Origin of the sequence: Cellulomonas sp. zg-ZUI22 (assembly GCF_017353535.1) — a bacterium.
In the GTDB taxonomy this organism is placed as follows: Bacteria; Actinomycetota; Actinomycetes; order Actinomycetales; family Cellulomonadaceae; genus Cellulomonas; species Cellulomonas wangleii.
This window is the reverse complement of sequence record NZ_JAFMUZ010000002.1, coordinates 499616-513533: the sequence shown is the minus strand read 5'-3', so window position 1 is coordinate 513533 and position 13918 is coordinate 499616. Positions and strand designations below refer to the sequence as shown.

The window sequence follows — 13918 nt, the reverse complement described above, 5'->3', positions numbered from 1 at the left end:
ACACTAGGTGATCGTGGTCACTCCTGCACATGACACCGGCAAAGATGCTGTCTCTCCGACGACCGGGGCACAGCCCGTTCTCGGCGGCCCTGGCGCCCGCCGACCGACGATCACCGACGTCGCCAAGGCCGCGGGGGTGTCCATCGCCGTCGTGTCGTACGCGCTGAACGGACGCCCCGGCGTCTCGGCCGCCACACGAGAACGGGTGCTGCGCGTCGCCGACGAGTTCGGCTGGCGCCCGAGCGCGGCCGCGCGGTCCATGCGCAGCGGGCCGCGGGCGGTCGGGCTCGTGGTCGACCGGGGCCTCACCGGCGCGGTGGGCTACGGCGCGCACGTCCTGGAGTTCGTCGTCGCGCTGCAGGACGTCCTCGCCACGCGTGGGCTGGCCCTGGTCCTCCAGGTGGTCGACGACCTGCCGGCGGCGGTGGCGCTGTACGGCGAGTGGTGGGCCGAGCGCCGGTTCGACGTCATGGTCGTGACGGACGTGCGGACCGAGGACCCCCGGCTGGACGCGCTGCGCCGGCTGCGGATCCCCGCCGTGGTGGTCGGCGCGGGCGACGTCCCGGGCGAGGTGGCGAACGTCCGCGTCGAGGAGGAGCAGGCGGCCGAGCGGGTGGGTCGCTACCTCATCGAGCTCGGCCACCGCCACGTCGGCGCCGTGACCGGCCCGGCGTCGCTGCACCGCACGCGCTCGCGGGTCGCGGGCCTCGAGCGCGCGCTGGACGCGGGCGGCGGCGTGCTCACGCACGAGCCGACGGGCGGCTCCCCCGAGGAGGCGGCGGCCTCCTGCCGGCGCCTGCTGACCGGGGACCGGCCGCCGTCCGCGGTGGTCTTCGACACGGACCACATGGCGGTGGCGGCGCTCGACGTGGCGCGCCGCACGGGGCTGGCGGTGCCGTGGGACGTCTCGGTCGTCGCGCTGTCGGACTCCGCGCTGTGCCGGCTGGCGACGCCGTCGATCACGTCGCTGCCGTCCGTCCAGGCGGAGCTCGGCACGGCGGTCGGCGAGGCCGTCCTCACGGTCCTCGACGCCCAGGGTGCGCCGGTGCGCCTGATCGAGGTCGGCGGTCTGGCCGTGCGAGGCAGCACCGGGCCGCGGTCCCGCTGACCGCGCCGCCCGGTGCCGGGCCCGCCCGGTACCGGCGCCGCGGGATGTGCACGTTCACCTGCCGCCTGACCTGCGCTTACGCCCGTCTGCGAACCCGCCCAGCAAGGTCACGATCTGGTAACGGCGACTTCCCTAAACGATTTGCACCCCTCCGACCCGTGCCGTCCGCGTGATGGATTCCCCACAGTCGTCGTGGACTGCGTCCGCGGCGGTTCGCACCCGTCGCCGCCGAGGGCCGGGTGCTCCCGACCACCCCCCGGAGGACCCGCGTGTCCACACACGGCAATCGAACGGAACGAGGGCGCTGGCGCGCCGTCGCGACCGTCGCGACGGCAACGGCGCTCGTCGCGGTGCCCCTGACGCTCAGCAGCACGATGGCGACCGCCGCCGAGGCCCACGTCGACAACCCCTACGCCGGCGCCAAGCAGTACGTGAACCCCACGTGGGCAGCGACGGTTGAGAGCGCTGCCACACGTGCCGGCGACCCGACGCTCGCGGCCCAGATGCGCACCGTCGCCAAGCAGCCGACCGCCGTCTGGATGGACCGCATCAGCGCCATCAACGGCAACGCCGACGGCAACGGCCTGAAGTTCCACCTCGACGAGGCCGTCAAGCAGAAGACCGGCAGCACTCCCCTGGTCTTCAACCTCGTCATCTACAACCTGCCCGGCCGTGACTGCTTCGCGCTGGCGTCGAACGGCGAGCTGCCGGCCAGCGACGCGGGGCTCGCGCGCTACAAGACCGAGTACATCGACCCCATCGTCGACCTGCTCTCGGACTCCAAGTACGCGGACATCCGGATCGCCGCGACGATCGAGCCCGACTCGCTGCCGAACCTCGTCACGAACATGTCCGAGGCCACCTGCCAGGCCTCGGCGCCGTACTACCGCGAGGGCGTCAAGTACGCGCTGGACGAGCTGAAGACGCTCGACAACGTCTACACGTACCTCGATGCCGCCCACTCGGGCTGGCTCGGCTGGGACTCGAACTCGGGCCCGACCGCCAAGCTCTTCGCCGAGGTCGCCAAGTCCACCAAGAAGGGCTTCGCGTCCATCGACGGCTTCGTGACGAACACGGCCAACAGCACGCCGCTGGCCGAGCCGTTCCTCCCGGACCCGACGCTGAACGTCGGCGGCAACCCGGTCCGCTCCTCGAAGTTCTACGAGTGGAACTCCGACTTCGGTGAGCACGCGTGGACGGCGCAGCTGCACCGTCTGCTCGTGGCCGAGGGCTTCCCGTCCTCGACCGGCATGCTCATCGACACGTCCCGCAACGGCTGGGGCGGCCCGGACCGTCCCACGAAGGTCTCGACGAGCACGAACCTCGAGACGTACGTGAACGAGTCGCGCATCGACCGCCGCACCCACCGCGGCGCCTGGTGCAACCCGCTCGGTGCCGGCATCGGGGAGCTGCCCGTGGCCACGCCCTCCAGCGCACCGGCCGCCGCCCACCTCGACGCGTACGTCTGGATCAAGCCCCCGGGCGAGTCCGACGGTGCGTCGAAGGAGATCCCGAACGACCAGGGCAAGAGCTTCGACCGCATGTGCGACCCGACCTACGTCGCGTCCAAGCTGGCGAACAACCTGACCGGCGCCACGCCGGACGCCCCGCTGGCCGGCCAGTGGTTCGAGGCGCAGTTCACGACACTCGTCAAGAACGCCTACCCGGTCATCCCGACGAGCGGCGCCACCCCCGGCCCGACCCCGTCGGTCACGCCCAGCCCGTCGGTCACCACGCCGCCGCCGCCGGTCACGCCCAGCCCGTCGGTCACCACGCCGCCGCCGCCGGTCACGCCCAGCCCGTCGGTCACCACGCCGCCGCCGGTCACGCCGTCGCCGACCGCGAACCCGGCCGGCGCCTGCTCCGTGACCTACACGGCCAACAGCTGGAACAACGGCTTCACGGCCTCGGTGAAGGTCACCAACCGGTCCTCGTCCGCACTCAGCGGCTGGAACCTGAAGTTCACCTTCGCCAACGGCCAGCAGGTCCAGCAGGGCTGGAGCGCGACCTGGTCGCAGTCCGGCTCGACCGTGACGGCCACCAACGCGGCCTGGAACGGCACGCTGGCCGCCGGCGGCTCGGTGGACATCGGCTTCAACGGCTCGCACTCCGGCACGAACACCGCGCCGACCGCGTTCACGCTGAACGGCGCCACCTGCACGATCGGCTGACCGATCGGCTGACGAGCCGGGCGCGCACGCGCCCGACATGACGAAGGGGCCCTCCCGGACCAGTCCGGGAGGGCCCCTTCGGCGGCGAGGGCCACCGCCCCCGCACTCCCGCACCGCTCCCCTCGCGCACTCCCCAGGAGAACCGTGTCCACCTCCCGCGTGCGCCGCCTGCGCACCGCCCTCGGCAGCCTCGTCGCCGCCGGCGCACTCACCCTCCCGCTCGCCCTGTCCGCGGCACCGGCGCAGGCGGCACCGACCGCCGACTGGCTGCACGTGCAGGGCAACACGATCGTCGACGCCTCCGGCAAGGAGGTGTGGCTCACCGGCGTCAACTGGTTCGGGTTCAACGCCACCGAACGCGTCTTCCACGGACTGTGGTCGGCGAACATGCGGACCCTGACGCGCGACATCGCCGCCCGGGGCCTCAACGTCGTCCGTGTGCCCATCTCCACCCAGCTGCTGCTGGAGTGGAAGGCCGGCACCTTCACCAAGCCGAACGTCAACGAGTTCGCCAACCCGGAGCTCGCCGGCCTCAACAGCCTGCAGGTCTTCGAGAAGTGGCTCGACATGTGCGAGGAGTACGGCATCAAGGTCTTCCTCGACGTGCACAGCGCCGAGGCCGACAACTCCGGGCACGTCTACCCCACGTGGTGGAAGGGCGACATCACCACCGAGAAGGTGTACGAGGGCTGGGAGTGGGCCGCGACCCGCTGGAAGAACGACGACACGATCATCGGTGCGGACATCAAGAACGAGCCGCACGGCACCCAGGGCGACACCGAGCGCGCCAAGTGGGACGGCTCGACCGACAAGGACAACTTCAAGCACTTCGCCGAGACCGCGTCGCGCAAGGTGCTCGCGATCAACCCGAACTGGCTGGTCTTCGTCGAGGGGATCGAGATCTACCCCAAGCCCGGGGTGTCCTGGACCTCGAAGGGCCTGACGGACTACTACGGCACGTGGTGGGGCGGCAACCTGCGCGGCGTGCGCGACTTCCCCATCGACCTGGGCGCGAACCAGGACCAGCTCGTGTACTCCCCGCACGACTACGGACCGCTCGTGTACGAGCAGCCGTGGTTCACGGGCGACTTCGACCGTGCCAGCCTCGAGCGCGACGTGTGGGACCCCAACTGGCTGTACCTGCACAAGGAGGACATCGCGCCGCTGCTCATCGGCGAGTGGGGTGGCTTCATGGACGGCGGGAAGAACGAGAAGTGGATGCTCGCGCTGCGTGACCTCATCGTGGACCGGCGCCTGAGCCACACCTTCTGGGTGCTGAACCCGAACTCCGGGGACACCGGGGGCCTGCTCGGGTACGACTGGGCGACCTGGGACGAGGAGAAGTACGCGCTGCTGGAGCCGGCGCTGTGGCAGCAGGACGGCAAGTTCGTCGGGCTCGACCACGACGTCCCGCTCGGCGGCGCCGGCAGCACGACCGGCATCTCCCTGTCCCAGGCCACCGGGACCGGGTCGACGCCGGTGATCACGCCCACGTCCACGCCGACGGTCAGCCCGACGCCGACCCCGAGCGTCACACCGACGCCGTCCGCGTCGGTCACCCCCGGTCCGTCGGCCACCCCGACGACCCAGCCGACCGGGGCGTGCACGGTGACCTACAGCGCGAGCTCGTGGAGCACGGGCCTGTCGGGCGCCGTGCGGCTGACCAGCACCGGCAGCACCCTGTCGGGGTGGACGCTGACCTTCACCGCCCCGGCGGGCGTGACCGTCACGCAGGGCTGGGGCGGCACCTGGTCGCAGTCGGGCACCACGGTCACGGTGACCAACGCCGCCTGGAACGGCGCGCTCGCAGCCGGTGGGACGGCGGAGATCGGCTTCAACGCCTCGCACGGCGGCACCCCCGGCACGCCGACGGGTTTCGCGCTGAACGGTGCCCGGTGCACGGTCGGCTGAGCCTGCCCGGCACGTCGGTGCGTCCCGTGCACCGATGACCCCGGTCGGCTGCCGCACCCGGGGTGCGGCAGTCGACCGCGTGTCACGACGCCGCGGTGACTCCCAGCGCCTCGCCCAGCGCGGCGAGGAGGTCGTCGACGTCCTGCTCCGTGGTGTCGAACGCGCACATGAGGCGCACCGTGCCGTCGGCGACGTCCCAGTCGTAGAACCGCCACGTGCGCCGCAGGGCGGCCGCCACCGGCCGCGGCAGCCGCACGAACACCCCGTTGGCCTCGGTCGGCAGGGTGATGTCCAGCCCGAGCGCGTCGAGCCCGGCGCGCAGGCGGGCCGCCATCGCGTTGGCACGCTGCGCGGAGCGCAGCCACAGGTCGCCCTCGTAGAGCGCGACCAGCTGCGCGGAGACGAACCGCATCTTCGAGGCGAGCTGCATCCCTGCCTTGCGCAGGTACTCCACGCCGTCGACGGCGCCGGGGTCGAGGACGACCACGGCCTCGCCGAGCAGCAGCCCGTTCTTGGTGCCACCGAGGGACAGCACGTCGACACCGCAGTCGGTGGTCAGAGCACGCAGCGGCAGCCCCAGGTGCGCCGCCGCGTTGGCGATCCGGGACCCGTCCACGTGCACCCGCATGCCCAGGGCGTGGGCCTGGTCGCACAGCTCACGCACCGCGTCCGGCGTGTACACGGTGCCCAGCTCGGTGGCCTGCGTGAGGGAGACGACCCCGGGCTGCGCGCGGTGCACGTCGCCGAACCCCCAGGCCTGGCGCGCCACCAGGTCGGGTGTGAGGCGACCGTCCGGCGTCGGCACCGTCAGCAGCTTCAGTCCGCCGACACGCTCGGGCGCGCCGTTCTCGTCGGTGTTGACGTGCGCGGTCTCGGCGCACACCACGGCGCCCCAGCGGGGCAGCATCGCCTGCAGCGCCACCACGTTAGCGCCGGTGCCGTTGAGCACCGGGTAGGCGACGGCCTCGTCGCCGAGGTGCGCGCGCACCACCTCCTGCAGGCGCTCGGTCCACGGGTCGTCCCCGTAGGCGGGCGTGTGCCCGACGTTGGCGGCCGCGACGGCGGCCAGCACCTCGGGGTGCACGCCGGCGTAGTTGTCGGAGGCGAAGTGTCGGGTGCCGGGCGCGTGCGGATCGTTCACGCCCCCAGTGTCCCCGACTCTCCGGACAGTGCCGCGCCCGGGCGTGCACGACCGTCCCCGGACCGGCATGATCCGTGCAGCCCACCCACCAGAGGAGCCCGCATGGCACGCACCGGCAGCGACGCCCGCTCCGCCGACGCCCGAGGCACGGACACCGCGGACGACCGCGGCACCGGGCCGGACGGCCGCGACGAGACGTACATCGAGCGGATGGACCGCAACTGGGACGAGCTGCTGCAGGAGCTGCGCGTCACGCAGACCGGTACGCAGATCCTCACGGGGTTCCTGCTGACGCTGCCCTTCCAGTCCCGGTTCGGGGACCTCGACGACTACCAGCGCGACGTCTACCTGGTGCTCGTCGTGCTCGCGGCGCTGGCCACCGTGCTGATCGTCGCGCCGGTCAGCCTGCACCGGCTGCTCTTCCGCCGTCGGCTCAAGCCGCAGCTGGTGGACGCCGCGCACTGGTTCGCCCGGGCCGGGCTGGCGGCGCTCGCACTGGTGCTGTCGGGAGCGACCATGCTGCTGTTCGACGTCGTGCTGTCGCGGACGGCGGGGCGGGTCGTCAGCGGCGGGCTGCTGCTCGTCATCGTGCTCGCCTGGCTGGTGCTGCCCCGGCTCATCGCGCGCCGTGCGGAGCCGAGCACGACCTGACCGCGGGGACGACGACGGCCCCGGACCGCACCCGATCGGTGCGGTCCGGGGCCGTTCGTCACTCAGTCCTGGACGGCGCGCTTGAGGGCGCTGCCGGCCGTGATCTTCACGCGGTGGCCCGCCGGGATCTCCAGCTTCTCGCCGGTCTGCGGGTTGACGCCCGTGCGCGCGGCACGGTCGGCGCGCGCGATCGCGAGGAAGCCCGGGATGGACACGCCGCCGCCGGCGGCGAGCTGCTCGACGACGACCTCCTGCAGGGCCTTGAGCGCCTTGTCGGTGTCGGCGTTGGTGAGCCCGGCCTTCGCGGCGACGGCCTGGACGAGCTCGGTGCGGTTGACGCTCACGGAGTGTGCTCCTCGGTACTCGGTTCGCTCCCCGGCCGGGTACGGGCCGGGACGGTGCGGCACGTCGAGCGTGCGCACGGCCACCGACCCTAGCCGCGTCACCCGTGCACAGCCCGCCGACGCGGCCGGTATCGGCGCTCAGCGTCGTGCACGCTGCCGCACCTCGTGCGCCGGACGGGTGGTGACGACCCGTTCGGGGCCGATCCCGTGGGCCACCGCGCGCTCGCAGCCCACCCGCAACCAGTCGAGCTGGCCGGGCGCGTGCGCGTCGGAGTCGATCGTGACGTCGCACCCGGCGTCGACCGCGACCTGCAGCAGCTCGTGCGGCGGGTCCAGCCGGTCCGGGCGGCAGTTGATCTCGACCGCCACGCCGTGCTCGGCGCACGCGTCGAAGACGGCGCGGGCGTCGAACTCGCTCGGCGGCCGGTGCTTGGCACCCACCTGCCGGCCGGTGCAGTGCCCGAGCACGTCGGTGCGCGGGTCGCGCACCGCGGTGATCATGCGGCGTGTCATCGCCGCCCGGTCCATGCGCAGCTTCGAGTGGACGGACGCCACGACGACGTCGAGCTCGTCGAGCAGGTCGGGGTCCTGGTCGAGCGTGCCGTCCTCGAGGACGTCCACCTCGATGCCGCTGAGCACCTCGAAGGGGGCGACCGCCGGGCGTAGGGCGGCGATCTGGTCCAGCTGGGCGCGCAGCCGCGCGGCGGACAGCCCGTGCGCGACCGTGAGCCGGGGCGAGTGGTCCGTGACGGCCAGGTAGTCGCGTCCGAGCCCGACGGCAGCCAGCACCATCTCCTGCAGGGGGGCCGACCCGTCGCTGGCGTCCGTGTGGGTGTGCAGGTCGCCACGCAGCGCGGCGTGCAGGGCTGCGCCCTCCGGCGAGAGGCCCGCGTCCTGCTCGGCCGCGCGGGCCTCCAGCTCGTCGAGCGCTGGCACGGCACGTCCGGCCATCGCCCGTGACACCACCCCGGCGGTGCTGCTGCCGACGGCGGGCAGGTCCGTGAGGGACCCGGCCGCGGCGAGGGCCGCCAGGCGCGCCGGGTCCTGCCGCTCCACCGTGCGGGCTGCCGCGCGGTACGCCTCCGACCGGTACCGGCCCGCCTGCCCGCGCTCGAGCAGGAAGGCGATGCGACGCAGCGCCGCGACGGCCCGATCCTGGTCGTCCTGCGCGCTCACGAGGCCTTGCTGCGCGCCCGCCGCCGCGGCGCGGCCTGCTCGTCGGCCCCTTCCTTGGTCGCCGCGGACCGGCGCTTGGCGCCCGTGCCGCTCGTCGCCTCGTCACCCTTGCCGCTCGTCGCCGTGCCGCCCTTGCGGCCACGACCCTTCGTGTCCTTGTCCGTGGACGCCTCGCCGGCGGTGTCCTTCGTCGTGCGCGAGCGCGTGCCGGAGGTCGCGCGCGTGCGGGCCGCGGGCTTCTCCTTCTCGGCGGGGGCGTCGTCGGCGTCCTCGCCCCGGGCCGCGCGCGCCTTCTGGACGGAGCGCTGCAGGGCCGCGAGCAGGTCGACGACCTCGCCACCGCCCTCGCTCGACTCCTCCTCGGGCGGGGCGGGCCGGACCTGCGTGTCGCCCGACGACACCTTGGTCGCGATCAGCTGCTCGAGCGCCGCCACGTACGCGTCCTCGTACTGCGAGGGGTCGAAGTCCCCCGCGAGGGACTCCACCAGCGAGGACGCCATCGTCAGCTCCTGCGGGCGCACCGTCACGTCGTCGTCGAGCACCGGGAAGTCGGCCTCCCGCACCTCGTCGGGCCACAGCAGCGTCTGCAGCACGATGACCTTGTCCCGCACCCGCAGCACCGCCATCGACTCCCGCTGCCGGATCGCGACCTTCACCACCGCCACCCGGTCCGTCTCCTCCAGCGCACCGCGCAGCAGCGCGTACGGCTTGGCGGCCGTGCGGTCCGGCTCCAGGTAGTACGTCTTCTGCAGCATGATCGGGTCGACCTGGTCGGCCGGCACGAACTCGAGCACCTCGATCTCGCGCTCGGTGGCCAGAGGCAGCTGCTCGAAGTCCTCGTCCGTGAGGACCACGAGCTCACCGTCCTCCGTCTCGTAGCCCTTCGCGATGTCCGACCACTCCACGGCCTCGCCGTCGACGCTGCAGACCTTGCGGTACCGGATGCGGCCACCGTCCTCGCGGTGCACCTGGTGCAGCCGGACCTCGTGCTCCCCCGTCGCGGCGTAGAGCCGCACCGGCACGTTCACCAGGCCGAAGGCCACGGCGCCCTTCCAGATCGCCCGCACGGCACGTCCTCCCTCGTCGTGACCACGGCACCGCTCCCCCACGAGCCGCCCCACGCGACCGCTGCGCCGTCCACGGGCAGGATGGACCCGTGGAGCCCATGCTCGCCACCCCTGCGCCCGCACCGGCCGCCCTGCCGCACGGGCGCGACTGGGTCTACGAGGTCAAGTGGGACGGCGTCCGTGTCCTGGCGGACGTGCGCGACGGCACCGTGCGGCTGGCCAGCCGCAACGAGCGCGACGTCACCCCGGCGTACCCCGAGCTGCGCTACCTGGCCGACCTGGGCGACGTCCTGCTGGACGGGGAGGTCGTGCTCATGGACGCGGGCCGGCCGTCGTTCCCGGCGCTCGCCGAGCGCATGCACGTGCGCGACGTCCGGCGCGCCGAGACCCTGGCCGCGGCCCGGCCCGTCACCTACCTCGTGTTCGACGTCCTGCGCCACGACGGCCGGGACCTCGCTCCCCTGCCCCTCACCGCGCGGCGCGCCGTCCTCGAGAGCCTGCCCCTGCCCGAGCACGTCCAGGTCTCCCCCTGGTACGACGACGGCGACGACCTCTGGCAGGTCACCGCCGCCCACGGGCTCGAGGGCGTCGTCGCCAAGCGCACGGGCTCCACCTACCGACCCGGGCGGCGGTCGCCCGACTGGGTGAAGTCCGCGCACCGGCGCACCCGCACGGCACTCGTCGGCGGCTGGCGCCCGGAGTCGACCGGGACGGGACGCCTCGGCGCGGTGCTGCTGGGTGCCCCGGACGCCACCGGCGCCCTGCGCTACCTCTGCCGTGCCGGCTCCGGTCTCGCCGGACCCGCCGCGCGGGCCATGCGCGAGCGGCTCGCCCCCCTCGAACGCGCCACCAGCCCGTTCGCCGACGACGTGCCCGCCGTCGACGCCCGCGGCACGATCTGGTGCGACCCGGTGGTCGTCACCGACATCCTCTACCTGGGTCGCACGCCGACCGGACGCCTCCGCCAGCCGGTCGTCCGCGGGGTGCGGACCGACACCACGGCCGACCCGTGGGAGCAGCCCTGAGAACAGCCCCGAGGACCGAGGAGACGCCGACCGCATGAGCGCAGAGCGCCGCACCGTGGACGTCGGCGGCCGGCCCGTCCGCCTGACCCACCTCGACCGGGTCCTCTACCCCGCCACGGGCACCACCAAGGCCGAGGTCATGGACTACCTCGTGCGCGTCGAGGCGGCGATCCTGCGTCAGCTGCGGGACCGGCCCGTCACGCGCATCCGGTGGCCCGAGGGCGTCGGCGGCGAGAAGTTCTTCGAGAAGAACGTCCCCCGCGGCGCCCCGCCCTGGCTGCGCCACCAGCGTCTGCCCGCGTCCCCCGGCACGGACGACGAGGGCACGACCCTCGACCTGCCGTTCATCGACGACCTGGCCGGGCTCATGTGGGCCGCCAACTCCGGCGCGCTCGAGCTGCACACCCCGCAGTGGACCGTGGGACCGCGCGGGGGCCTGCGGGGCGCCGACCGCCTGGTCGTGGACCTCGACCCCGGCCCCGGAGCCGGCCTCGACGAGTGCGCCCGCGTCGCGCACCTCGTGGCCGAGCGGCTGCGCACCCAGGGCCTGTCACGCACGGTGCCCGTCACCTCCGGGTCCAAGGGGCTGCAGCTCTACGCGCCGCTGCCCCGGCCCCGTCCCGCGACCGAGGTGCGCGAGCTCGCGCACGACCTGGCCCACGCGCTCGCGGGCGAGCACCCGGACCTCGTGGTGGCGGTGCAGCGCAAGGACCTGCGCGGTGGGAAGGTTCTCCTGGACTGGTCGCAGAACCACCCGGCCAAGACGACGATCACGCCGTGGTCGCTGCGTGGCCGGGACCGACCCACGGTCGCGGCGCCACGCGACTGGGACGAGATCGGTCCCGGCCTGCGCCAGCTCACGGCCGACGAGGCGGCCGACCGCCTCGCGCGCGACGGCGACCCCTTCGACCCCTGACCAGGACGCACACCCGCCCACCGGCTCCGATGGCGGGGGGTCGCGCGTCCTGGCAGCGTGGACGTCACCCCGGGCCGGACGGGCCCGGTGCGTCTGCGAAGGAGTGCCATGTCCCGCGATCTCCCGAAGTACACCGTCCCGTCGCTGACGCCGGAGGACGGCGCGAGGGTGGCCGCGATCCTGCAGGAACGGCTCCACGCGCTGAACGACCTGGCGCTGACGCTCAAGCACGTCCACTGGAACGTCGTCGGCCCGCACTTCATCGCGGTGCACGAGATGCTCGACCCCCAGGTCGACGCCGTCCGGCTGATGGTCGACGCGACGGCCGAGCGCATCGCGACGCTCGGTGTGGCGCCTGTCGGCACACCGGGCGCCCTGGTCGCCGCGCGCACCTGGGACGACTACGCGATCGGCCGTGCGAGCACGACCGAGCACCTCGGCGCGCTGGACGCGGTGTACGTCGGGGTCATCACGGACCACCGCAGGGCGGCGGCGGACACCGAGGAGCTGGACACCGTCACCAACGACCTGCTGGTCGGGCACCTGAGCGAGCTCGAGCTGTTCCACTGGTTCGTCCGCGCCCACCTCGAGTCCTCCGGTGGTGCCCTGTCGACGGCCGGCGCGTCGACCGAGAAGGGCGCCGCCGCGGCCGCGAAGTCCGCCACGACCTCCGACAGCGCCCAGTGACGCCCCGGCACGCCGCGGCGTCCGCGCCTGCCGCACCCGCCGGTCCGGGTGGCCACGAGGACGACGGGCTGCGCGCAGGACGCGTGACTCCCCGGCTCGAGAACCCCGACGGCAGCCCGGTCCAGCGGCTGCACGTGGCGGCCCGCTTCGAGGACCGGTTCGACGCCGTGCTCGCCCGCGTGCTGCGGCGGCGCGGCTGGACGGTCCGCGTCGTCGGGTACGCCGGGTACGGCTCCGGCGGCAAGGTGCGGGTGCTCGCCCGCACCCTGCTGGCCTCCCCCACCGTGCGCCAGCGCGACCTGCCGGACGCCGGTGGCGGCGCCCAGACCGGTGAGCGGCCCGCACCGACCGTCCGCGGGTGGCGCTCGTTCTTCACCGCACCCGTGGCCGGCGCGCCGGTCGAGGTCGAGGTCGGGGGCCGCAAGCACCGGCTGACCACGGACCGCGGCGGGTACGTCGACGCCATGGTCGACGCCGACCTCCCGCCCGGCTGGCACGACATCACGCTCACGTCGGTGGACGACGCCCGGACCACGGCGCGCGTCGTGGTGGTGGGCCCGGAGCCGACGGTCGGCATCGTCAGCGACATCGACGACACCGTCATGGTCACGCGCCTGCCGCGTCCCCTCGTCGCCGCGTGGAACGTCTTCGTGCGGCACGAGAACGCGCGCGAGGCCGTCCCCGGCATGTCACGCCTGTACCACGCCCTGCGGGCCGACCACCCCGGGGCCCCCGTCGTGTACCTGTCCACCGGGGCGTGGAACGCGGCACCGGCGATCGGCCGGTTCCTGCGGCGCCACGACTACCCCGCCGGGCCGCTGCTGCTGACGGACTGGGGACCGACCAACACCGGGCTCTTCCGCAGCGGTCCGCGGCACAAGGTGGCCGAGCTGCGCCGCCTGTTCACCGACCTGCCGCAGGTGCGGTGGGTGCTCGTCGGCGACGACGGGCAGCACGACCCGCAGATCTACGCCGGGGCCGTGGAGCACCACCCGGACCGGGTCGAGGCCGTCCTCATCCGCCAGCTGACGCCCGGTGAGCACGTGCTCTCGCACGGCATGCCCGTCGCAACCCCCGAGCAGGAGGAGTCCGAGGAGCGGGCGGACGAGGAACCCGGTCTCGACGTCCTCACGGGCGAGGACGGGGAGCAGCTGCTGCAGCGGGCGCGCGAGGCCGGGCTCGCGCGCTGACGTCCGCCGGGATCGTCGGCGTCTGCCGCCGGCGATCCCGGCGGGGACGCCGGCGGTCGATGCCGGCGCCGGCGCGGACCTCAGAGCCGCTCGGGGTCGTCCCAGTCGTCGCTCGAGGCGATCGCCTCGTCGTCGGGCTCGAGCTCGGCGGCGCGCAGCGAGCGCGGGGCCCGCGCGGGGTCGCCCCCCGTGCGGGCGTCCGCCGCGTCCAGGTCCGCCTGGGTGAGGGGCTGGTCGGCCAGGCCGTGGGCGGCGGGGTCGGACGTCAGGTCGCGCGCGCGGTTCGAGCTCATGCACCGGTTCTACCGCGCACCGGGCGGGTCGCGCACCCGCTCGGCGCGGGGCGTGCGCGTGTCGGGCGTCCGCGCGGCGTGTCGCCCTCGTCGGGCACGACCGGGGTCGGGGCGTCGCGTCCGACGTCCCCGTGTCGGCCGACAGCGACTGCGCCGCAGGTCAGCGGCGCGCATGTGACGAAAGTCCCACGAGACAAACATCACATGACTTGTGCTGGGAGGTCTCTCGACGTCGACC

General features: G+C 73.8%; 13 protein-coding genes. 8 read left to right on the top strand and 5 right to left on the bottom strand.

Translation table 11 applies throughout. The annotated features are described in order from the left end of the window. Nucleotides 1-7: 7 nt before the first annotated feature. The 3 genes from J1G43_RS10070 (at nucleotide 8) to J1G43_RS10060 (ending at nucleotide 5190) form a co-directional block, all read left to right on the top strand. Entirely contained in the window at nucleotides 8-1108 is a 1101-nt protein-coding gene (locus tag J1G43_RS10070) for a LacI family DNA-binding transcriptional regulator (RefSeq protein ID WP_307859545.1), read from the top strand. 269 nt (nucleotides 1109-1377) lie between these two features. Continuing rightward, complete coding sequence (locus J1G43_RS10065; RefSeq protein ID WP_207370434.1) at nucleotides 1378-3279, top strand: glycoside hydrolase family 6 protein; 1902 nt, start codon at nucleotides 1378-1380, stop codon at nucleotides 3277-3279. Nucleotides 3280-3423: 144 nt separating this feature from the next. Then, entirely contained in the window at nucleotides 3424-5190 is a 1767-nt protein-coding gene (locus tag J1G43_RS10060) for a cellulase family glycosylhydrolase (protein WP_207370435.1), read from the top strand. Nucleotides 5191-5272: 82 nt separating this feature from the next. Here the strand turns inward: J1G43_RS10060 and J1G43_RS10055 are convergent, their stop codons facing one another. Next, a complete protein-coding gene (locus J1G43_RS10055) occupies nucleotides 5273-6400 on the bottom strand; it encodes a low specificity L-threonine aldolase (protein WP_207370436.1) in 1128 nt (375 codons plus the stop codon). Nucleotides 6401-6433: 33 nt separating this feature from the next. Here J1G43_RS10055 and J1G43_RS10050 point away from each other — a divergent pair, with 33 nt between their 5' ends. After that, nucleotides 6434-6982, top strand: a complete 549-nt coding sequence (locus J1G43_RS10050) for a DUF6328 family protein (RefSeq protein ID WP_256439574.1) — start codon at nucleotides 6434-6436, stop codon at nucleotides 6980-6982. A gap of 62 nt (nucleotides 6983-7044) precedes the next feature. Here the strand turns inward: J1G43_RS10050 and J1G43_RS10045 are convergent, their stop codons facing one another. The 3 genes from J1G43_RS10045 to J1G43_RS10035 form a co-directional block, all read right to left on the bottom strand. Then, nucleotides 7045-7326 carry an HU family DNA-binding protein gene (locus tag J1G43_RS10045; RefSeq protein WP_207342230.1) on the bottom strand — a complete coding sequence of 94 codons (282 nt, stop codon included), beginning with the start codon at nucleotides 7324-7326 and terminating at the stop codon, nucleotides 7045-7047. Nucleotides 7327-7464: 138 nt separating this feature from the next. After that, the gene (locus J1G43_RS10040; RefSeq protein WP_207370437.1) at nucleotides 7465-8502 is read right to left on the bottom strand and encodes a PHP domain-containing protein; all 1038 of its coding nucleotides are present in this window, start codon (nucleotides 8500-8502) and stop codon (nucleotides 7465-7467) included. After that, nucleotides 8499-9569, bottom strand: coding sequence for a Ku protein (locus J1G43_RS10035; RefSeq protein WP_207370438.1), 1071 nt, complete (start codon nucleotides 9567-9569; stop codon nucleotides 8499-8501). The genes J1G43_RS10040 and J1G43_RS10035 overlap by 4 nt, the downstream gene beginning before the upstream one ends. 89 nt (nucleotides 9570-9658) lie before the next feature. On the opposite strand from J1G43_RS10035, the gene ligD (J1G43_RS10030) reads away from it, so the two are divergent. The 4 genes from ligD (J1G43_RS10030) to J1G43_RS10015 all read left to right on the top strand — a co-directional run bounded on the left by ligD (J1G43_RS10030) (nucleotide 9659) and on the right by J1G43_RS10015 (nucleotide 13387). Further along, nucleotides 9659-10594, top strand: a complete 936-nt coding sequence (gene ligD, locus J1G43_RS10030) for a non-homologous end-joining DNA ligase (RefSeq protein ID WP_207378391.1) — start codon at nucleotides 9659-9661, stop codon at nucleotides 10592-10594. 34 nt (nucleotides 10595-10628) lie between these two features. After that, nucleotides 10629-11510, top strand: coding sequence for a non-homologous end-joining DNA ligase (ligD, locus tag J1G43_RS10025; protein WP_207378390.1), 882 nt, complete (start codon nucleotides 10629-10631; stop codon nucleotides 11508-11510). 108 nt (nucleotides 11511-11618) lie between these two features. Beyond that, the gene (locus J1G43_RS10020; protein WP_207342225.1) at nucleotides 11619-12197 is read left to right on the top strand and encodes a Dps family protein; all 579 of its coding nucleotides are present in this window, start codon (nucleotides 11619-11621) and stop codon (nucleotides 12195-12197) included. Nucleotides 12198-12280: 83 nt separating this feature from the next. Next, entirely contained in the window at nucleotides 12281-13387 is a 1107-nt protein-coding gene (locus J1G43_RS10015; protein ID WP_249670532.1) for an App1 family protein, read from the top strand. A gap of 80 nt (nucleotides 13388-13467) precedes the next feature. On the opposite strand, the gene J1G43_RS10010 is transcribed toward J1G43_RS10015, so the two are convergent. Then, complete coding sequence (locus J1G43_RS10010) at nucleotides 13468-13680, bottom strand: hypothetical protein (protein WP_207342223.1); 213 nt, start codon at nucleotides 13678-13680, stop codon at nucleotides 13468-13470. Nucleotides 13681-13918 lie beyond the last annotated feature (238 nt).

Excerpts from the sequence above, each read along its gene's own strand:
- J1G43_RS10055 (WP_207370436.1), bottom strand. The coding sequence starts at position 6,400 with ATGCCGGTCCGGGGACGGTCGTGCACGCCCGGGCGCGGCACTGTCCGG.
- J1G43_RS10050 (WP_256439574.1), top strand. The coding sequence starts at position 6,434 with ATGGCACGCACCGGCAGCGACGCCCGCTCCGCCGACGCCCGAGGCACG.
- ligD (WP_207378390.1), top strand. The coding sequence starts at position 10,629 with ATGAGCGCAGAGCGCCGCACCGTGGACGTCGGCGGCCGGCCCGTCCGC.
- J1G43_RS10020 (WP_207342225.1), top strand. The coding sequence starts at position 11,619 with ATGTCCCGCGATCTCCCGAAGTACACCGTCCCGTCGCTGACGCCGGAG.
- J1G43_RS10010 (WP_207342223.1), bottom strand. The coding sequence starts at position 13,680 with ATGAGCTCGAACCGCGCGCGCGACCTGACGTCCGACCCCGCCGCCCAC.